Raw genomic sequence first — 19,349 nt, 5'->3', positions numbered from 1 at the left:
AATGATCATTTTCGCAGGTCAGGTAAGGCTTACCTGAGTGATGCACGGCACCGTGGCCGTGTCCGGCGCGGGTTGTCAGGCCGAGATTAATTACGCAACAATGGCGTTGTGAAAAACGTTGGCGCGGCTCCGGTGGAGGAACTCGCGACCCGGGAGCGTTCGACGCGCAACCGGGTCGTGCGGTCGATCCTGGACCACGGTCCCTCGACCGTCGCGGACCTCGCCGGACGGGTCGGCCTCACCCAGGCGGCGGTCCGCCGCCACCTCGACTCGCTGGTCGGGGAGAACGTGGTGGAGGCCCGCGAGCAGCGCGTCTACGGGGCCCGCACCCGGGGACGCCCCGCGAAGGTCTTCGCGCTCACCGACTGCGGCCGGGACGCCCTGGACCAGTCGTACGACTCCCTGGCCGTCGAGGCCCTCCGCTGGATCGAGCGGAACGCGGGCGGGGAGGCGGCCGTGGCCGCCTTCGCCCGCGACCGGATCGAGTCCCAGGCGGGCGCCTACCGCGAGGCCGTCGAGGCGGCCGAGCCCGCGCGACGGGCCGAGGCCCTGGCCAAGGCCCTGACGGCGGACGGGTACGCTGCCACTGCGCGGAACGCGCCGGTCGGCGAGCAGCTCTGCCAGCACCACTGCCCGGTCGCCCACGTCGCCGAGCAGTACCCACAGCTGTGCGAGGCGGAGACGGAATTCTTCTCCCGCCTCCTGGGAACGCACGTCCAGCGCCTGGCCACCATCGCGCATGGTGACGGCGTCTGCACCACGTTCATCCCGCACGGCACCCCGCAGACCACCGAATCAGCATCCGTAAGCACGGCCGGGAGGAACCCCGCATGACCACCGAGATCAGCCACCCCGAGCTCGAGGGCCTGGGTCGGTACGAGTACGGCTGGGCCGACTCCGACACCGCCGGTGCCACCGCCAAGCGCGGTCTCAACGAGGACGTCGTCCGCGACATCTCCTCGAAGAAGAACGAGCCCGAGTGGATGCTGAAGCTGCGGCTCAAGGGTCTGCGCCTCTTCGGCAAGAAGCCCATGCCGACCTGGGGCTCCGACCTCTCCGGCATCGACTTCGACAACATCAAGTACTTCGTGCGGTCCACCGAGAAGCAGGCCGAGTCCTGGGAGGACCTGCCGGAGGACATCAAGAACACCTACGACCGGCTCGGCATCCCCGAGGCCGAGAAGCAGCGCCTCGTCGCCGGTGTCGCCGCCCAGTACGAGTCCGAGGTCGTCTACCACCAGATCCGCGAGGACCTGGAGGAGCAGGGCGTCATCTTCGTCGACACCGACACCGCGCTGAAGGAGCACGAGGAACTCTTCCGCGAGTACTTCGGCACCGTCATCCCCGTCGGCGACAACAAGTTCGCCTCCCTGAACACCGCCGTCTGGTCCGGCGGATCGTTCATCTACGTGCCGAAGGGCGTGCACGTCGAGATCCCGCTCCAGGCCTACTTCCGCATCAACACGGAGAACATGGGCCAGTTCGAGCGGACGCTGATCATCGTCGACGAGGACGCCTACGTCCACTACGTCGAGGGCTGCACCGCCCCGATCTACTCCTCCGACTCGCTGCACAGCGCCGTCGTCGAGATCATCGTCAAGAAGGGCGGCCGCTGCCGCTACACGACCATCCAGAACTGGTCGAACAACGTCTACAACCTGGTGACCAAGCGCGCCGTCGCCTACGAGGGCGCCACCATGGAGTGGGTCGACGGCAACATCGGCTCCAAGGTCACCATGAAGTACCCGGCCGTCTACCTGATGGGCGAGCACGCCAAGGGCGAGACCCTCTCCATCGCCTTCGCGGGCGAGGGCCAGCACCAGGACGCCGGCGCCAAGATGGTCCACATGGCCCCGAACACCTCCTCCAACATCGTCTCCAAGTCGGTGGCGCGAGGCGGCGGGCGCACCTCCTACCGCGGTCTCATCGAGATCGGCGAAGGCGCCCCGGGCTCCAAGTCCAACGTGCTCTGCGACGCGCTGCTCGTGGACACCATCTCCCGCTCGGACACGTACCCCTACGTGGACGTGCGCGAGGACGACGTCTCCATGGGCCACGAGGCCACCGTCTCCAAGGTCTCCGAGGACCAGCTCTTCTACCTGATGAGCCGCGGCCTCACCGAGTTCGAGGCCATGGCGATGATCGTCCGCGGCTTCGTCGAGCCCATCGCCAAGGAACTCCCGATGGAGTACGCCCTGGAGCTCAACCGGCTGATCGAGCTGCAGATGGAGGGGTCGGTCGGCTGACCGCCGCCCACCCCCGCAGCGACCGACTCACACGTACGCAGGAAGAGAGCAACACGACAGCCATGGCTGAGGCTCAGCAGAACATCCCGGCGGCGGGCTCCACCACCGCCGGCTCGATCGCGGTGGCCGCCGAGTCCACCGTCGCCACGCGCATGAGCGCCCCCCCGTCCTTCGACGTCGCGGACTTCCCCGTCCCGCACGGCCGCGAGGAGGAGTGGCGCTTCACCCCGCTCGCCCGGCTCCGCGGACTCCACGACGGCACCGCCGTCGCCTCCGGCGAGGGCGTCAAGGTCGAGATCGACGCCCCCGAGGGCGTCACCGTGGAGACCGTCGGCCGCGAGGACGAGCGCCTGCGCAAGGCCGGAGTGCCCGTCGACCGCGTCGCCGCCCAGGCCTACTCCTCCTTCGAGAAGGCCTCGGTCGTCACCGTCGCCAAGGACGCGGTCCTCGCCGAACCGATCCGCATCGCCGTGCACGGCCAGGGCGGCGTCGCCTTCGGCCACCAGGTCATCGAGCTCGGCGCCTTCGCCGAAGCCGTCGTGGTCATCGACCACACCGGTGACGCGGTGCTCGCCGCCAACGTCGACTACCTCCTCGGCGACGGCGCCAGGCTGACCGTCGTCTCCGTCCAGGACTGGGACGAGAAGGCCGTCCACGTCGCCCAGCACAACGCGCTGGTCGGCCGCGACGCCTCCTTCAAGTCCGTCGTCGTCACCTTCGGCGGCGACCTCGTCCGCATCCACCCCCGGGTGGCGTACGCGGCCCCCGGCGGCGAGGCCGAGCTGTTCGGCCTGTACTTCACCGACGCCGGACAGCACCAGGAGCACCGCCTCCTGGTCGACCACAACACCCCGCACTGCAAGTCCAACGTGGCCTACAAGGGCGCACTGCAGGGCCAGGGCGCGCACGCCGTCTGGATCGGTGACGTGCTCATCCAGGCCGCCGCCGAGGGCACCGACAGCTACGAGCTCAACCGGAACCTGGTCCTCACGGACGGCGCCCGGGTCGACTCCGTGCCGAACCTGGAGATCGAGACCGGCGAGATCGCCGGCGCGGGTCACGCCTCCGCCACCGGCCGCTTCGACGACGAGCAGCTCTTCTACCTGATGTCCCGGGGCATCCCGGAGACCGAGGCCCGCCGCCTCGTCGTCCGCGGCTTCTTCGCGGAACTGGTCCAGCAGATCGGTCTGCCGGACGTCCAGGAGCGCCTCCTCGCCAAGATCGAGGCCGAGCTGGAGGCCTCCGTCTGATGCCCTTCGTCCGAGTCTGCGCGCTGAGCGAGCTGGAGGCCGACACCCCCAAGCGGGTCGAGGTCGACGGCACGCCGGTGTCGGTCGTGCACACCGAGGGCGAGGTGTTCGCGATCAACGACATCTGCTCGCACGCGAACGTCTCCCTCTCGGAGGGCGAGGTCGAGGACTGCGCGATCGAGTGCTGGCTGCACGGCTCCAGCTTCGACCTGCGCACCGGCAAGCCCTCCGGTCTTCCCGCGACGCGCCCCGTCCCCGTATACCCCGTAAAGATCGAAGGGGACGATGTGCTCGTCTCCGTCACCCAGGAGTCCTGAGTCACCCATGGCAACGCTCGAAATCCACGACCTGCACGTCTCCGTCGACGCGGAGAACGGCCCCCGCGAGATCCTCAAGGGCGTCGACCTGACCATCAAGCAGGGCGAGACCCACGCCGTCATGGGCCCCAACGGCTCCGGCAAGTCGACCCTGGCCTACTCCCTCGCCGGGCACCCGAAGTACACGATCACCGGCGGCACCGTCACCCTCGACGGTGAGGACGTCCTGGAGATGTCGGTCGACGAGCGCGCCCGCGCCGGCGTCTTCCTCGCCATGCAGTACCCCGTCGAGGTCCCCGGCGTCTCGGTCTCCAACTTCCTGCGCACCTCCGCCACCGCCGTCCGCGGCGAGGCGCCCAAGCTGCGCACCTGGGTGAAGGAGGTCAGGTCCGCGATGGAGCAGCTCCAGATGGACCCGGCCTTCGCCGAGCGCAACGTCAACGAGGGCTTCTCCGGCGGCGAGAAGAAGCGCCACGAGATCCTCCAGCTCGAACTGCTGAAGCCGAAGATCGCGATCCTCGACGAGACCGACTCCGGCCTCGACGTCGACGCCCTGCGCGTCGTCTCCGAGGGCGTCAACCGCGTCCGCGAGACCGGTGAGGTCGGCACCCTGCTGATCACGCACTACACGCGCATCCTCCGCTACATCAAGCCCGACTTCGTGCACGTCTTCGCGAACGGCCGCATCGCCGAGTCCGGCGGCGCCGAGCTGGCCGACGTGCTGGAGAACGAGGGCTACGACAAGTACGTGAAGGGTGGCGCGTCCGCGTGACTTCTGCCCATCAGGGGCTCTCCGGCCTCCTCGACACCGAGGCGATCCGCAAGGACTTCCCGCTCCTGGACCGCGTGGTCCACGACGGCAAGAAGATCGTGTACCTCGACTCGGCGGCGACCTCGCAGAAGCCGCGGCAGGTCCTCGACGCGCTCACCACGTACTACGAGCGTCACAACGCCAACGTCCACCGGGGCGTCTACCTGGTCGCCGAGGAGGCGACGGCGCTGTACGAGGGCGCCCGTGACAAGGTCGCGGCCTTCATCAACGCGCCGAGCCGCAACGAGGTGATCTTCACCAAGAACGCCTCGGAGTCGCTCAACCTCGTGGCCAACATGCTGGGCTGGGCCGACGAGCCCTACCGCGTGGACCACGAGACCGAGATCGCCATCACGGAGATGGAGCACCACTCCAACATCGTGCCGTGGCAGCTGCTCTCGCAGCGCACGGGCGCGAAGCTGAAGTGGTTCGGCCTCACCGACGACGGACGTCTCGACCTCTCGAACATCGAGGAGGTCATCACCGAGAAGACCAAGATCGTCTCGTTCACGCTGGTCTCCAACCTGCTCGGCACGGTCAACCCGGTGGAGACGATCATCCGCCGCGCCCAGGAGGTCGGTGCGCTGGTCTGCATCGACGCCTCCCAGGCGGCCCCGCACATGGTGCTGGACGTCCAGGCGCTCCAGGCCGACTTCGTGGCCTTCACCGGCCACAAGATGTGCGGCCCGACCGGCATCGGCGTGCTGTGGGGACGGCAGGAGCTCCTCGAGGACCTGCCGCCGTTCCTCGGCGGCGGCGAGATGATCGAGACCGTCTCGATGCACTCCTCGACGTACGCCCCGGCCCCGCACAAGTTCGAGGCGGGTACGCCCCCGATCGCCCAGGCCGTCGGCCTCGGCGCGGCCGTGGACTACCTCTCGGCGATCGGCATGGAGAACATCGCGCGCCATGAGCACGCGATCACCGAGTACGCCGTCCGGCGCCTCCAGGAGGTCCCCGACCTGCGGATCATCGGCCCCACCACGGCCGAGGACCGGGGCGCGGCGATCTCCTTCACGCTCGGCGACATCCACCCGCACGACGTGGGCCAGGTCCTCGACGAGCAGGGCATCGCGGTCCGGGTCGGCCACCACTGCGCGCGGCCGGTCTGCCTGCGGTACGGAATTCCCGCGACCACGCGGGCGTCGTTCTATCTGTACTCCACTCCGGCCGAGGTCGACGCCCTGGTCGAGGGTCTGGAGCACGTCCGGAACTTCTTCGGCTGAGGGACGGGTTCGTGAAGCTGGATTCGATGTACCAGGACGTCATCCTGGACCACTACAAGCACCCCCACGGGCGCGGTCTGCGGGACGGCGACGCCGAGGTGCACCACGTCAACCCGACGTGCGGTGACGAGATCACGCTCCGGGTGAAGTACGACGGCTCGCGCGTCGAGGACGTCTCGTACGAGGGCCAGGGCTGCTCCATCAGCCAGGCCTCGGCCTCCGTGCTCAACGAGCTGCTCGTCGGCAAGGAGCTGGCCGAGGCGCGGAAGATCCAGGGCGCGTTCCTGGAGCTGATGCAGTCCAAGGGGCAGATCGAGCCGGACGAGGCCATGGAGGAGATCCTGGAGGACGCGGTCGCGTTCGCCGGGGTGTCCAAGTACCCGGCCCGGGTGAAGTGCGCGCTGCTCAGCTGGATGGCGTGGAAGGACGCGACCGCCCAGGCACTGGGGGACGATCAGAAGTCTGTGAGGAAGTCGGCATGACCGAGAACGCCGAGGCCACCATGAAGCCGGCCTCCGAGGAAGAAGTCCGTGAGGCGCTGTACGACGTCGTCGACCCCGAGCTGGGCATCGACGTCGTCAACCTGGGCCTGATCTACGGCATCCACATCGACGACTCGAACGTCGCGACGCTGGACATGACGCTGACGTCGGCGGCCTGCCCGCTGACCGACGTGATCGAGGACCAGGCCCGTTCCGCGACGGACGGCATCGTCAGCGAGCTGAAGATCAACTGGGTCTGGATGCCGCCGTGGGGTCCGGACAAGATCACGGACGACGGGCGCGAGCAGCTGCGCGCGCTCGGCTTCAACGTCTGAGCCACGATCATCCGAGAACGGCCGTGCCCCCAGCGGGCACGGCCGTTCTCGCGTCCCGGACCGGGGCCGGGACCTTCCTGACGGGCCGGTCCGGACCGGACCGGCCCGTCAGGAAGGTCACGCCGCGATGGCCGGGCCGACGGCCGGGTTCTCCTCGCGGAGGCGCTGGTCCCCGTGGAGCGGGCCGGTCACCGGGACCGTGCTGGAACCGGGCGGTGCCAGGGGTGTCACGCCGGGCTTCGGCGGTGGGGGCGGCGGCACGACGGCCGTAGCCGTACGGGTCCCGGGGGAACGGTCATGGGGGACCCGGTGCCCGGCGGCGTTGTGTACGCTCGTACGCATGGGTTACGGACTGCTCGCGGGCGCCATCGTCGCGGAGATACTCGCCACCACCTCCATGAAGTACAGCGAGGGCTTCACCAAGCTCTGGCCCTCCCTCGTCACCGGCGCCGGATACGTCATCGCCTTCGCGCTGCTCGCCCAGGCGCTCAAGACCCTCCAGGTCGGCACCGCCTACGCCATCTGGTCCGGCATCGGCACCGCCGCCGTCGCCACCATCGGCGTCCTCTTCCTCGGCGAGACCCTCAGCCTCGCCAAGGTCGCCGGGATCGTCCTGATCGTCGCCGGGGTCGTCGTCCTCAACACGGGCGGCGCGCACTGATGGCCCGCGCCCGCCGCCACGACCCCGAGCGCCGCGAACGGATCGTCGACGCGGCCCTCGCGGTCGCCGGGCGCTCCGGCATCGCGGGCCTCAGCCACCGCACCGTGGCCGCCGAGGCGGACGTGCCGCTCGGCTCCACCACCTACCACTTCGCCTCCCTCGACGAACTCCTCGTCGCCGCCCTCCGCAAGGCCAACGAGGGCTTCGGGCGGCTGCTCCGCGACAGCCCCGCCCTCACCGCGCCCGGCACCGACCTCGCCGGGGCCCTCGCCCGCCTCCTGGGGGAGTGGCTGGACGGCTCCCGCGTGCGCGTGGAGCTGGAGTACGAGCTGTACCTCGCCGCCCTGCGCCGCCCCGCGCTCCGGCCCGTCGCCGCCGAATGGGCCGAGACCGTCGCGGCCGTCCTCGCCCCCCGCACCGACCCCGCCACCGCCCGCGCCCTCGTCGCGCTCATGGACGGCGTCTGCCTCCAGGTCCTGCTGACCGGCGGCGCGTACGACGAGGAGTACGCGCGGGAGATGCTCGCCCGGGTGCTGCGCCCGACCGGCGCCCGAGCCCGTCCGGGCCGCCCGGTCCGACCGGTGCCCGAGCCCGTCCGGTCGACCGGCACCTGAGACCGGTTGGCCCGCGCGGGGCCCCGCCGGTTAGGTTTTCCGTCATGACCACTGCTCCTCGCACCACCGGCGCCGTCGCCGCAGGCCTCGCCACCATCGCCGGAGACGGCACCGTTCTCGACACCTGGTTCCCCGCCCCCGGGCTGACGGACGGATCCGGCCCGGCCGGCACCGTGCTGCTCTCGCCCGACGAGGCCCTCAACGCCCTCGGAGAGGGCGCCGTCAAGGCCCTCGGCGTGGACGCCCGCCGGGGCGTCGAGGTGGTCGCCGTCCGTACCGTCATCGCCTCGCTCGACGAGAAGCCGCTCGACGCCCACGACGCCTATCTGCGCCTGCACCTGCTCAGCCACCGGCTGGTCAAGCCGCACGGCCAGAGCCTCGACGGCGTCTTCGGGCTGCTCGCCAACGTCGCCTGGACCTCGCTCGGCCCGGTCGCCGTCGACGACATCGAGAAGGTCCGGCTCAACGCGCGCGCCGAGGGCCTGCACCTCCAGGTGACCTCGATCGACAAGTTCCCCCGGATGACCGACTACGTCGTGCCCGCCGGAGTCCGCGTCGCCGACGCCGACCGGGTCCGCCTCGGCGCCCACCTGGCCGCGGGCACCACCGTCATGCACGAGGGCTTCGTCAACTTCAACGCGGGCACCCTCGGCACCTCCATGGTCGAGGGCCGGATCTCCGCCGGGGTCGTCGTCGGTGACGGCTCCGACATCGGTGGCGGGGCCTCCACCATGGGCACACTCTCGGGCGGCGGCAACGTCGTCATCTCGATCGGCGAGCGCTGCCTGGTCGGCGCCGAGGCGGGCGTCGGCATCGCCCTCGGTGACGAGTGCGTCGTCGAGGCCGGTCTGTACGTCACCGCGGGCACCCGGGTGACGCTGCCGGACGGCCAGATCGTGAAGGCGCGCGAGCTCTCCGGCGCCTCGAACATCCTCTTCCGCCGCAACTCGGTCAGCGGCGCCGTCGAGGCCCGCCCGAACAACGCGGTCTGGGGCGGTCTCAACGAGGTCCTGCACAGCCACAACTGATCCACGGCGATTCCCTGACCGCCCTGTCGGACTCCTCTCGGAGGCCCGGCGGGGCGGTCATCCGTTTGGAGTAACGGAGGGGACGTCGTGAAACTCCTGTGGCGCACGGTACCGAAGGGAGGACCCGCCGTTAACAGGGCGGAGCACAGTGTTCCCAGCAAGTGGACGAGCGAGGAGTCGACATGACGAGGAAGCCCACGGTCGCCGGAGTGCTCACGATGGCGGCGGTGCTCTGGCCCGCCGGGACCGCCGCGGCGGACGAGACGCACCACAACTCGCACAACGGGCCGAACATCGCCCTGATCTCCACCGGTCAGATCGACGACCCGATGGAGGACGTCCTCGAACACGCCGCGATCCTCGGCAGGACCGACACCACCGACTCCGCCTGATCCTCGCGGAGCAGCGCTTCGAGCGCGGCGCGCAGCCCGTCGGCCGTCTCCCGGTCGGCGGGCAGCAGCGGTTCCCGGGGCGCCCCGCCGAGCAGCGCCTTCACCGTCACGGTGCCGGGCAGCCCGGCGGCCATCATCGCCTCGGCCAGCGGCAGGAGCCGGGCGTGGAGCCGGGCGGCCGTCGCGGTGTCGCCCGCGTCGAAGGCGTCCAGGACCGCCCGCAGCAGGCGGGGCGCCACATTGGCCACCGTACTGACGTATCCGGCGCCGCCGACCGCGTACAGGGGCAGGTTCAGCTCCTCGCAGCCCGAGTAGTAGGCGAGCGGGGTCTCCGCGATCAGCCGGGCCGAGCCGAGCAGGTCGTACGCGCAGTCCTTGACCGCCACGATCCTGGGGTGGGCGGCGAGCCGCCGCAGGCTCTCCGGCGCGACCCGGGTGCCGGTGCGGCCCGGGATGTCGTAGACCATCACCGGTAGTCCGGTGGCGTCGGCGACCTTCAGGAAGTGCGCCTCGACGGCCTGCCGGGGCGGTCGGCTGTAGTACGGGGTGACGACGAGGAGTCCGTCGGCGCCCGCCTCCTCCGCCGCGCGGGCGAGCGCGACGGTGTGCCGGGTGTCGGCGGTGCCGACGCCCGCGACGACGTGCGGGCCGGGGCCGACGGCCGCCCGGACGGCGCGGACCAGGGCGGTCTTCTCGGCGTCGGTGGTGGTGGGGGACTCGCCGGTGGTGCCGTTGAGGACCAGGCCGTCACAGCCCTCGGCGACGAGCCGGACGGCCAGCTCACCCGCCCGGTCGAGGTCGAGCCCGCCGTCGGGCGTGAACGGGGTGATCATCGCGCACAGGGCGCGGCCGAAGGGGCGTGCGGTGTCCATCCGGAAAGTCTGGGCGCCCCGGACGCTGAAGGTCTACTTAGATCTTCTTTGTCCGGGGCGTAAGCACCACTGAAGAATCAGCGGTGATCGGTGATGATCGGCGGTGCTGATGGGCCGTACGGGCCTTTGCGGGACTCGCGGGTCTTACGGCCCGGCCTTACGGGCGGAAGCGCAGGACCTGCGGGTCGTGGTCGCTGTTCTGGTCGGCGAACTCCGCGTTGATGTGGACGCTGTCGTACGTGAAGTGACGCACGCCCGGACTGGTCAGGATCTGGTCGAGGACCTGGCTGTTGCCCTGGTACACGTACGAGTAGCGCTCACCGCGCGGCAGCGACTTCACGGCCGGGTACAGCACGCCGCCGTCGGTCAGCGCCTTCGTCGTGCCGGAGAACTCGAAGTCGTTGATGTCGCCGAGGACGAGGACGTCCGCCTGCTTCTCGACCGCGACGATCTGCTTCACGAAGGTGTTGACGGCCTGCGCCTGGAGGAGGCGCTTCGCCTCGGAGGAGCGGTTCGGCGGCTGGTGGTGCGAGACGATGGACTCGTCGCCGCCCTTCGAGCCGAAGTGGTTGGCGATCACGAAGACCGTCCGGCCACGGAAGACGAACTCGCCCGCGAGCGGCTTGCGGCTGGACTCCCAGGCGGTGTTCGCCGGGTCGACACGGCCGGGGGAGAGGGTCAGCGCGGCCCGGCCCTTGGTGCCGGTCACCCCGGTGGGGGTGGTCGCGTCGCCGCCCGCGCGGTCCGTGAAGGAGACCCGCTCGGGGTTGAAGAGGAAGACCTGACGGATGTTGCCGCCGGGCTCGCCGCCGTCCTTGTTGTTCTCCGGGGCGATCGAGCGCCACGCGTACGCCGGACCGCCCGCCGCGACGATCGCGTCCGTGAACTTCTTGACCGTCTGCTCGGCGGAGACCGTGCCGTCGTTCTTGGCGCCGTTGTCGTCCTGGATCTCCTCCAGGGCGATGATGTCGGGCGCGGACAGGTTCTCCACGACCGCCTTCGCGAGCGCGTCGAACTTCGTCTGCGGGTCGCCCGGGTCCAGGTTCTCCACGTTGTACGTGGCGACGGCCAGCTCGTTGCGGTGCTGCTTCGCCGTGGTCTCGCGCTCCAGACCCCGGTCGACGACCGTGCCGAGGGTGCGGGCCGTCAGGGTGTAGCCGCCGAACTGGTTGAAGTCCAGCGGGCCCTCGGTGGTGCCGGTCAGCCGGTCACCGACGTTCGCCACCGGGAACGGCTGCTGGGCGAGCGGGGTCAGCGACTGGATCTGGAGCCGCCCGGTGTTCTGGGAGTCGTACGAGCCGTAGACCGTGCCGCCGCGCACGTTGCGGTTCTCCCACGGCTTCACCGTCACCCACAGCTCCGCGTACGGGTCGGTGGCGCCGACCACGCGCGAGGAGCCGATCCGGACGTTGGTGCCCTCCAGGGACTCGTAGTAGTCCAGGGCGTACTTCTTCGGGTTCAGGGTCAGGCCGTTGACCGAGCCGCCCGCCGCCGGGTCGCCCTCGGGGGCGTACCGGTCCGGCACCGACCAGGCGGAGATCGTCACCGGGGCGGGCACCGGGTTGTCCTTCGACAGCACCGTGACGACCGGCCGCGACAGCTGGGTGAGCGACTGGTTGCCCGAGGCCAGACCGCCGGGGACGTACTCGGTGACCGTGCCGTTCACACTGACCGCGTCGCCGACCGCGACCGTCGGGACGGAGCTGGTGAAGACGAAGACGCCCTCGCTGGTCGCCGGGTCGTCGTCCGCCTGCGGGTCCTGGATCCAGAAGCCGCGCGAACCGTAGGTCCGGACACCGGTGACGATGCCCGTCACCCCGGTGACCTGCTGGCCGACGAGCGGGGAGGTGCGGGTCGTGCCCTGGATGTCGTGGACGCGGACACCGGCGGCGGTGTCCGCCGCGGCGCTCGACGAACCGCCGAGCAGACCGGCGGCGAGGGCGGAGGCGACGACGGCGGAGACCGCGGCGGACCGCGCGACGGTACGGCCGGCAGCTCTCGGTATGGAGGAAGGCATCAGGGGGCTCCGGGGGTGCTTGGAGGAACGGCAGAATCATCTACGCGCGTCAATCTCTTTGCAGAGGCACCGACTTGTCAAGGGTCGACGGGTGTACGAAGGCTGACGGGCACATGAACCGGCGGACGCCCTCCCGGATGCGTCTACGCTGAGAGAGGCGCTCAGGGCCCGTCCCCCGAGCCCCCTTCGTCCTTCCACCCCCGTACGTCCCCGTCGAGGAGCCCCCACATGTCAGCGGAGCACCCCACCCTTCCCCCCGTTCGGCTCCGTGCGGACGCGGAGCTGGCGCGGGACGCCCTGGCCGCACCCCTTCTCGCGCGCGCGGTGCGGCTCGCCCGCTGGGCCGGGCCCGGCACCCGGGTCGACGCGGGCGGCGAACTCGTCGACGAGCAGCTCCCCGAGGCCGCCGCGCTGCTCGGCCTCACCCCCGACGAGGACGGCGAACTGGCGGCGGGCGACGCCTGGCGGCTCGCCGTCGACACCGGTCTCGTGGAGGTCAGGGACGGCACCGAGGGGGAGGACGGCGACACCCCCGGCACCGCCGCGCCCGGCGAGAACCTCGCCGTCGTCACCGGCGGCTCGCCCCAGGACGTGCTCGCGCTCTGGCTGGACGGCTTCGACGCGGTCTTCGGCGACGCCGTCGCCCCCGTCATCGACGACCTCGACGCACTCGTCGGCGAGGACGGCGAGATCGACATCGAGGCCCTCGACTGGGACCCCGAGAGCGAGGCCGAGTTCCTGGAGGGCGTCCTCGGCAACCTCTACCTCCTCACCGTCAGCGAGGCCGCGCCCGACGACGGCCCCGTGCCGCTGCCCGCCCTCGCCGCCTCGATGGTCGTCCCCGACGACATGGGCGAGCCCACCGACGACGTCCTGGAGCAGGTCTCCGACGCGATGATGCGGCTGGACGAGCAGTTCCAGCTGCTCGAACCCATCGGGCTCGTCGAGTACCAGCCCGTCGACGAGGCGCTGATGGCCGAGGAGGGCGAGGAGCCCGCGCCGCCCGTCGACGACGAGGACGTCACCCGCTACGGCATGGTCCGCCTCACCCCGCTCGGCCTCTACGGCGTCCGGGCCCGGATGCTGGACGCCGGGGTCGACGCGCCCGCCGTCGGCGACCTCGCCGACAAGGGCGCCGACGCGCTCCTCGACGGGATCGCCAGCTACCCGGAGGCCGCCGCGGCCGAGGAGACCGCCGCCTGGCTGGTCGGCCGGGACGCGCTCACCGCCGCCCGCGAGCTGCTGCACGCCGCCCGTGGCGCGGACGCCGGATCGCCGCTGCGCCGCCTGCACTGCCAGCAGACGCTGTCCCTGGTCGGCCCCGAGGCGGAGCCCGCCGTACGGGAGGTCCTGGACGACGCCGAACTCGGTGGCCTGGCCCGGGTCTGGCTCGCCGAGCACGGCGCGGCCGACGTGCCCGCGCCGCCGGAGTCGATGGTCTTCTGGCTGGCGATCGACACCATCGCCGCCCAGCTCGACGCGGACGGCGACCTGGAGGAACTCCAGGAGCTCGTCGAGGGGCTGACCGGACGGCACAGCGGCTTCTTCGAGGCGGCCTGGCGGGTGCCGCACCCGGCGACGGCGGAGGTCCTGGAGGCGATGGGACGCCTGCACCGGGACAAGGCCTCGGCGAAGGAGGCCCGCAAGGCCGCCTTCAAGGCCCGCTCCCAGCGCCCGAACTGACGGACGGCACCCGGACCGGGCCCGTGCGAGGTGCGGGCCCGTGCCGGACGGCGGTCCGCGCGGGGCACCGGCCCGACCCGGGCCATGTGCGCACGGGGCACCGCCACCGGTCGTGACCGGCGGTGTTCCCGTGGTGTTCAGGTGCCGTTCGCGGCGGCGCGGGAGGGTGGCCCGCGAGATTCGGCCACCACAGGGAGAACGCCACACCATGCCCCTCAACCGCAGAGAGTTCACCAAGCAGTCCGCCGTCGCCGGTGCCGGGCTCGCCCTCACCGGTGTCGTGGGCGCCCTCGCCACCGCGCCCGAGGCCCTCGCCTCCGACGAGCCCGGGACGTACGGCCCCGGGCACGGCGAGGACCACGGCCACGGGCATGACCACGGGCACGGGCACCGGATCGGCTACGGGCCCCTCCTCCCGGACCCCGAGGGGATGCTGGCGCTCCCGGCCGGGTTCTCGTACCGCGTCGTCACCCACAGCGGGGTGACCCGCCTGGAGACCGGCGAGTTCACCCCCTCCAACCACGACGGCACCGCCGCCTTCGCGGGCCCGCGCGGCACCACGTACCTGGTCAACAACCACGAGCTCAAGGGCACCCGCGACAAGTGGGCGCACCCCGTGCCGCTCACCGAGGGGCTCGTCTACGACCCGGCGGCCTCCGGCGGCTGCACGGTCGTCGAGGTGCACCGCGACGGCACCGTCGCCGAGTGGGTCGGCCTCGCGGGCACCTCCACCAACTGCGCGGGCGGCCGTACCTCCTGGGGTACCTGGCTGACCGGCGAGGAGAACTCCGACCGCGCCGGGGTCAACGGCATGACCAAGGACCACGGCTACATCTTCGAGGTCGACCCGCGCGACCGGCGGGCCAACCGCGCCCCCAAGCCGGTCAAGGCCTTCGGCCGCTACGACCACGAGGCCGTCGTCGTGGACCCCGTGCGGGGCCACGCCTACCTCACCGAGGACGCCTCCAACCCCAACGGGCTGTTCTTCCGCTGGACCCCGCCGAAGGGCTTCGAGCACGGCCGGGGCAGGCTCCGCACCCTCGCCGACGACGCCGGTGTGCTCCAGGCGTTCAGGTGCGTCGACGCGGCGGGCCGGTTCGTGGACGACCTGTCCCGGGCCACCCGGATCGGCACCGTCTACGGCGTGGACTGGGTCGACGTCCCCGACCGCGACGGCCGCACCACCTCCGTCCGCAAGCAGTTCGCCGCCGGTGAGGTCACCCGGGCCCGCAAGCTGGAGGGCATGTGGTGGGCCGACGGCGGCACCTACGTCGTCTCCTCGTACGCGCGCGCCGAGAGCCCCGGCGCCGCGCACGACGGCCAGGTCTGGTTCTACGAGCCCAAGCGCCGCACCCTCACCCTCAAGGTGCTGCTCGGCGTGAACGCGAACCCGGACGAGGACGGCGCCTTCGACGGCCCCGACAACATCACGGTCTCCCCGTACGGCGGGCTCGTCATCGCCGAGGACGGCGAAGGGGTCCAGCACCTCTTCGGCGCGACGGACTCGGGCCGTACGTACCCGATCGCCCGGAACGACCTCAACGACAGCGAGTTCACCGGGGTCACCTTCTCGCCGGACGGTGACACGCTGTTCGCCAACATCCAGGAGCCGGGCATCATGGTGGCTGTCACCGGACCCTGGCGCCGCCAGCCCCGCCGCTGACTCCGGAACCGACCCCTGGTCAGCTCCATGGACTGACATCTAACATGTCAGTCCATGGACGCCTTACGGCCCGTGAGCCGGACCCTGTTGCGTGACCGCGCCTACGAGGCGCTGCGCGAGGCCATCGTGCGTGGTGACCTCGCCCCCGGCGCCCCCCTCAAGGACGCCGATCTCGCCGAACGGCTCGGGCTCTCGCGCGCACCCGTGCGCGAGGCCCTGGCCCGGCTCGGCGACGAAGGGCTCGTCGAGTCCAAGCCGCAGAGCTACACCCGGGTGACCCGGCCGGTCAGCCGGGTCGTCAGGGACGCCGCCTCGGTGGTGCGGGTGATGCACGAACTCGCCGCCAGGACCGGTGTGCCGCTGCTCGGGCCCGAGGGCATCCGGACCATGCGCGAGGCCAACGAGCGCTTCGCCGCGGCCGTCCGCGCCTCCGACGTGGAGGCGGCCCTGCGCGCCGACGACGAACTGCACCAGGTGCTGGTCGTCGCCAGCGGCAACCACGCCGCCGCCGCGACGATCGCGCGGTACACCCCGCTGATCCGCCGTGTCGAGCGGCGGCTCTTCGGCGACGCCGGAAGCTGTGGCTCGGCCGAGCTGCACGCCCGGCTCATCGAGGCGTGCGAGGCGGGGGACCCGGGGGAGGCGGTACGGGTCACCACGGAGATATGGGCGGCCCTCGAACAGCTCGCGGACGACGCCATCGAGGTCGCCGAGGTCACGGGGATACCGGCACCGACCGGGCCCGAGACCGGGCCCGAGACCGGGCCCGAGACCGGGACCGGATCGCCCGGACCGCTCGGATGCTCGGGGCCGTTCGCGTCCGGAGTGTCCGAAGTATCCGGAGCGTCCGGCCCGTCAGGGGCCGGGGGCGGGTCCGGAGCCGCGTCGCCGGGGCCGTAGCGCGTCCAGGAACGTCGACCAGCAGCCGTCACTCACCGGGAGCCGCTTTGCCGATCACCGATTTCGAACGCTATCCGCTCCTCTTCGGGCCCTCGCCCGTCCACCCCCTCGAACGGCTCACCCACCACCTCGGCGGCGCCACCCTGTGGGCCAAGCGCGAGGACTGCAACTCCGGTGTCGCGTACGGCGGGAACAAGACCCGCAAGCTGGAGTACCTGGTCGCGGACGCCCTCGCGCAGGGCTGCGACACCCTCGTCTCCATCGGCGGGGTCCAGTCCAACCACACCCGTCAGGTCGCCGCCGTCGCCGCCCGCGCCGGGCTGCGCTGCGTGCTCGTCCAGGAGAGCTGGGTCGACTGGCCGGACGCGGTCTACGACAAGGTCGGCAACATCCTGATCAGCAGGCTGGCCGGGGCCGACGTCCGGCTGGTGCGGGCCGGTTTCGGGATCGGCTTCAAGGAGAGCTGGGAGCAGGCCCTGCGCGAGGTCGAGGAGGGCGGCGGGAAGCCCTACGCGATCCCGGCGGGCGCCTCCGACCACCGGCTCGGCGGCCTCGGCTTCGCCAACTGGGCGTACGAGGTGGCGGAACAGGAGCGGGAGCTGGGCGTCTTCTTCGACACCGTCGTCGTCTGCTCGGTGACCGGCTCCACCCAGGCGGGCATGGTGGCGGGCTTCGCCGCGCTCGCCGAGGAGGGCGGCAGGGCCCGCCGGGTCGTCGGGATCGACGCCTCCGCGAAGCCGGTGGAGACGCACGGGCAGATCACCCGGATCGCCCGGGACACCGCCGCCCTGATCGGTGTCGACCGCCCGGTGACGGAGGCGGACGTCGAGCTGGACGAGCGCTACCACGGCGGGGTGTACGGCATCCCGGACGAGGCCACCCTCGACGCGATGCGGCTCGCCGCCCGCACCGAGGGCATGGTCACCGACCCCGTCTACGAGGGGAAGTCGATGGCGGGCCTGATCGATCTGGTGGACCGGGGGGAGATCGGCGGGGACTCGACCGTGCTCTACGCCCACCTCGGCGGCCAGCCCGCCCTCAACGCGTACAGCGCCCTGTTCTCCTAGCCGCCGTCCCGCCCGGGGCCGTCCTCCCCGGCCGTTCCCCGGGTTGTCCTCCCGGGCTGTCCTCCCGGGCCGTCCTTCTGGCCGGGCGGGCGCCGGACGGTCCCGGACAGGACGGCGCCCCGGGCCGGACGGGACCCGGGGCGCGTCCGGCGGGCCGGTCGCTCAGAGTGCCTGCGCGGCCGGCTTCACCATGCCCCGGACGGTCCGCGACTTCACGAACTCGCCCATGGCGGTCATCTCCCACTCGCCGCTGAACTGCTTGATCAGCTTGGCCATCATCACGCCGGTCTGCGGCTCGGCGGTGGTGAGGTCGAAGCGGACCAGCTCCTCACCGGTCGCCGCGTCCATCAGTCGGCAGTACGCCTTGGCGACCTCGGTGAACTTCTGGCCGGAGAACGAGTTGACGGTGAAGACCAGGCCGGTGGCCTCGGCCGGGAGCCGTCCCAGGTCCACGACGATCACCTCGTCGTCACCCGCGCCCTCGCCGGTGAGGTTGTCGCCCGAGTGCTTGACGGAACCGCCCAGGATGGCCAGCTTGCCGAAGTAGCAGCTGTCCAGGTGGTTGCGCTGGGGGCCGTACGCGATGACGGAGGCGTCCAGGTCGATGTCCTTGCCCCGGTACGCGGGCTCCCAGCCGAGGCCCATCTTGACCTGGGACAGCAGCGGGCGGCCGTTCTTGACCAGGGACACCGTCTGGTTCTTCTGGAGGCTGACCCGGCCCTTGTCGAGATTGATCTTGCCGGTGGAGACCGGTGCGGCGGCGGGGGTGGCGGCCGGGGGAGCGGGCGGCACGGGGGCCGCGATCCGGGGGTCGGCCGGGGCCACCGGCGGGGCGGCGGGCGCCGGGGCCGCCGGGGCGGCGGCGGGCGCGTCGTCCACCGAGACGCCGAAGTCCGTCGCGATGCCCGCGAGCCCGTTCGCGTAGCCCTGGCCGACGGCGCGGGCCTTCCACGCGCCGTTGCGCAGATAGATCTCGACGACCACGAGCGCGGTCTCGCCCGCCAGCTGGGGCGGGGTGAAGGTGGCGAGGACGCTGCCGTCGGCCGCGTCGCGCAGGGTGGCCGTGGGCTCGACGCCCTGGAAGGTCTGTCCGGCGGCGTCGGGGCTCGCGGTGACGACGATCCGCTCGACACCGGCCGGCAGGGCGGACGTGTCCACCAGGATCGCGTCGGGGGCGGTCCCGCCGCCCGAGCGGTAGGTGACACCGGGTCCGGACGGCTGGTTGTAGAAGATGAAGTCGTCGTCCGAGCGGACCTTGCCGTTGGCGCCGAGCAGCAGGCCCGAGACGTCGAGCCGCACGGGGGCGGCCACGTCCACCGCCACGCGCGCGGCGGTGAGAGGGATGTTCGAGCCGGGGGTCATTGCGGTCATGCCAGGGGTAACGAACCGGGCGCCTTTGCCGTTCCCTTACTTCCGTCCCGTTCGGCCACTCCGGTGACGGGGATGGTCCCTGGCCTGGCGTTCGTTGCCGAAGCGGTAGGCCCCGGTCCAGCGGGCCATGACGAGCTGGGCGTCCCCGCTCCCGGCCTCGGCGAGGAACTTCCCGGCACGTGCGCCGCGCAGCACGCCCGCGGCGCGGCCGAGGTGGGTGAGGACGACGGAGCCGTCCCGGCGCTCCTCGTAGGCGAATCCGTGGGGTCGTGGCATGACGGGCATCCTGCCGTTCCCGGTCAGATCCGTCATATGAATATTCTTTCGGCGGCGGGTGCGGTGGGGGTTGAGAGGCTGGTGTGACCCGTGGGGACAGAGGACGGTGGGGTTCCGGCGGGCCCCGTGGACGGCGGT

Annotated in this window: 20 protein-coding genes and 1 pseudogene; 16 read left to right on the top strand and 5 right to left on the bottom strand. The window is 71.5% G+C overall.

The window, feature by feature from the left end:
• Window positions 1–108: 108 nt before the first annotated feature.
• From ACFXGN_RS07660 to ACFXGN_RS07625, 8 genes are all read left to right on the top strand, one after another.
• Entirely contained in the window at window positions 109–834 is a 726-nt protein-coding gene (locus ACFXGN_RS07660; protein ID WP_384854833.1) for a helix-turn-helix transcriptional regulator, read from the top strand.
• Complete coding sequence (sufB, locus tag ACFXGN_RS07655; protein WP_351794767.1) at window positions 831–2,246, top strand: Fe-S cluster assembly protein SufB; 1,416 nt, start codon at window positions 831–833, stop codon at window positions 2,244–2,246. The genes ACFXGN_RS07660 and sufB overlap by 4 nt, the downstream gene beginning before the upstream one ends.
• A gap of 62 nt (window positions 2,247–2,308) precedes the next feature.
• Window positions 2,309–3,496: a Fe-S cluster assembly protein SufD gene (sufD, locus tag ACFXGN_RS07650; protein ID WP_384854830.1), complete on the top strand. Its 1,188-nt coding sequence runs from the start codon at window positions 2,309–2,311 to the stop codon at window positions 3,494–3,496.
• Window positions 3,496–3,813: a bifunctional 3-phenylpropionate/cinnamic acid dioxygenase ferredoxin subunit gene (locus ACFXGN_RS07645; RefSeq protein ID WP_366443028.1), complete on the top strand. Its 318-nt coding sequence runs from the start codon at window positions 3,496–3,498 to the stop codon at window positions 3,811–3,813. Before sufD ends, ACFXGN_RS07645 begins: the two co-directional genes overlap by 1 nt.
• 7 nt (window positions 3,814–3,820) lie before the next feature.
• Window positions 3,821–4,585 (top strand): Fe-S cluster assembly ATPase SufC, encoded by a 765-nt coding sequence (gene sufC / locus ACFXGN_RS07640; protein ID WP_351794759.1) that lies wholly within the window; start codon window positions 3,821–3,823, stop codon window positions 4,583–4,585.
• Window positions 4,582–5,850, top strand: coding sequence for a cysteine desulfurase (locus ACFXGN_RS07635; RefSeq protein ID WP_384854826.1), 1,269 nt, complete (start codon window positions 4,582–4,584; stop codon window positions 5,848–5,850). The genes sufC and ACFXGN_RS07635 overlap by 4 nt, the downstream gene beginning before the upstream one ends.
• An 11-nt stretch (window positions 5,851–5,861) precedes the next feature.
• A complete protein-coding gene (gene sufU / locus ACFXGN_RS07630) occupies window positions 5,862–6,332 on the top strand; it encodes a Fe-S cluster assembly sulfur transfer protein SufU (RefSeq protein WP_384854824.1) in 471 nt (156 codons plus the stop codon).
• A complete protein-coding gene (locus ACFXGN_RS07625) occupies window positions 6,329–6,667 on the top strand; it encodes a metal-sulfur cluster assembly factor (protein ID WP_366443031.1) in 339 nt (112 codons plus the stop codon). The genes sufU and ACFXGN_RS07625 overlap by 4 nt, the downstream gene beginning before the upstream one ends.
• Before the next feature lie 117 nt (window positions 6,668–6,784).
• On the opposite strand, the gene ACFXGN_RS07620 is transcribed toward ACFXGN_RS07625, so the two are convergent.
• Complete coding sequence (locus tag ACFXGN_RS07620; RefSeq protein ID WP_384854820.1) at window positions 6,785–7,009, bottom strand: hypothetical protein; 225 nt, start codon at window positions 7,007–7,009, stop codon at window positions 6,785–6,787.
• Here ACFXGN_RS07620 and ACFXGN_RS07615 point away from each other — a divergent pair.
• The 4 genes from ACFXGN_RS07615 to ACFXGN_RS07600 all read left to right on the top strand — a co-directional run bounded on the left by ACFXGN_RS07615 (window position 7,008) and on the right by ACFXGN_RS07600 (window position 9,362).
• Window positions 7,008–7,328: a DMT family transporter gene (locus ACFXGN_RS07615; protein ID WP_384854818.1), complete on the top strand. Its 321-nt coding sequence runs from the start codon at window positions 7,008–7,010 to the stop codon at window positions 7,326–7,328. The two genes, ACFXGN_RS07620 and ACFXGN_RS07615, sit on opposite strands and share 2 nt — an antisense overlap.
• Entirely contained in the window at window positions 7,328–7,942 is a 615-nt protein-coding gene (locus tag ACFXGN_RS07610; protein ID WP_384854816.1) for a TetR/AcrR family transcriptional regulator, read from the top strand. The genes ACFXGN_RS07615 and ACFXGN_RS07610 overlap by 1 nt, the downstream gene beginning before the upstream one ends.
• A 44-nt stretch (window positions 7,943–7,986) precedes the next feature.
• Window positions 7,987–8,970: a 2,3,4,5-tetrahydropyridine-2,6-dicarboxylate N-succinyltransferase gene (dapD, locus tag ACFXGN_RS07605; RefSeq protein ID WP_384854814.1), complete on the top strand. Its 984-nt coding sequence runs from the start codon at window positions 7,987–7,989 to the stop codon at window positions 8,968–8,970.
• A 182-nt stretch (window positions 8,971–9,152) separates the two neighbouring features.
• Complete coding sequence (locus tag ACFXGN_RS07600) at window positions 9,153–9,362, top strand: hypothetical protein (protein WP_384854811.1); 210 nt, start codon at window positions 9,153–9,155, stop codon at window positions 9,360–9,362.
• Here ACFXGN_RS07600 and dapA read toward each other — a convergent pair.
• On the bottom strand, window positions 9,284–10,234 hold the full coding sequence (gene dapA / locus ACFXGN_RS07595; RefSeq protein WP_384854808.1) for a 4-hydroxy-tetrahydrodipicolinate synthase: 951 nt from the start codon (window positions 10,232–10,234) through the stop codon (window positions 9,284–9,286). The genes ACFXGN_RS07600 and dapA overlap by 79 nt on opposite strands.
• A gap of 157 nt (window positions 10,235–10,391) precedes the next feature.
• Window positions 10,392–12,251: an endonuclease/exonuclease/phosphatase family protein gene (locus ACFXGN_RS07590; protein WP_384854805.1), complete on the bottom strand. Its 1,860-nt coding sequence runs from the start codon at window positions 12,249–12,251 to the stop codon at window positions 10,392–10,394.
• A 228-nt stretch (window positions 12,252–12,479) separates the two neighbouring features.
• On the opposite strand from ACFXGN_RS07590, the gene ACFXGN_RS07585 reads away from it, so the two are divergent.
• From ACFXGN_RS07585 to ACFXGN_RS07570, 4 genes and pseudogenes are all read left to right on the top strand, one after another.
• Window positions 12,480–13,934 carry a hypothetical protein gene (locus ACFXGN_RS07585; RefSeq protein ID WP_384854803.1) on the top strand — a complete coding sequence of 485 codons (1,455 nt, stop codon included), beginning with the start codon at window positions 12,480–12,482 and terminating at the stop codon, window positions 13,932–13,934.
• Between the two features lie 208 nt (window positions 13,935–14,142).
• Entirely contained in the window at window positions 14,143–15,597 is a 1,455-nt protein-coding gene (locus ACFXGN_RS07580) for an alkaline phosphatase PhoX (protein ID WP_384854800.1), read from the top strand.
• A 54-nt stretch (window positions 15,598–15,651) separates the two neighbouring features.
• Window positions 15,652–16,290, top strand: a pseudogene (locus tag ACFXGN_RS07575) (GntR family transcriptional regulator); the annotation flags it as partial.
• A gap of 254 nt (window positions 16,291–16,544) precedes the next feature.
• A complete protein-coding gene (locus ACFXGN_RS07570) occupies window positions 16,545–17,564 on the top strand; it encodes a 1-aminocyclopropane-1-carboxylate deaminase (protein ID WP_384854797.1) in 1,020 nt (339 codons plus the stop codon).
• Between the two features lie 162 nt (window positions 17,565–17,726).
• Here the strand turns inward: ACFXGN_RS07570 and ACFXGN_RS07565 are convergent, their stop codons facing one another.
• Both ACFXGN_RS07565 and ACFXGN_RS07560 read right to left on the bottom strand, forming a co-directional pair.
• On the bottom strand, window positions 17,727–18,926 hold the full coding sequence (locus tag ACFXGN_RS07565; protein ID WP_384855874.1) for a TerD family protein: 1,200 nt from the start codon (window positions 18,924–18,926) through the stop codon (window positions 17,727–17,729).
• 45 nt (window positions 18,927–18,971) lie between these two features.
• Window positions 18,972–19,211: a hypothetical protein gene (locus tag ACFXGN_RS07560; RefSeq protein ID WP_384854794.1), complete on the bottom strand. Its 240-nt coding sequence runs from the start codon at window positions 19,209–19,211 to the stop codon at window positions 18,972–18,974.
• Window positions 19,212–19,349: the final 138 nt, after the last annotated feature.

Source organism: Streptomyces sp. NPDC059247 (assembly GCF_042754005.1).
In the GTDB taxonomy this organism is placed as follows: domain Bacteria; phylum Actinomycetota; class Actinomycetes; order Streptomycetales; family Streptomycetaceae; genus Streptomyces.
Note: the sequence above shows the minus strand (reverse complement) of the source record. Positions and strands in the feature narration are given on the sequence as shown.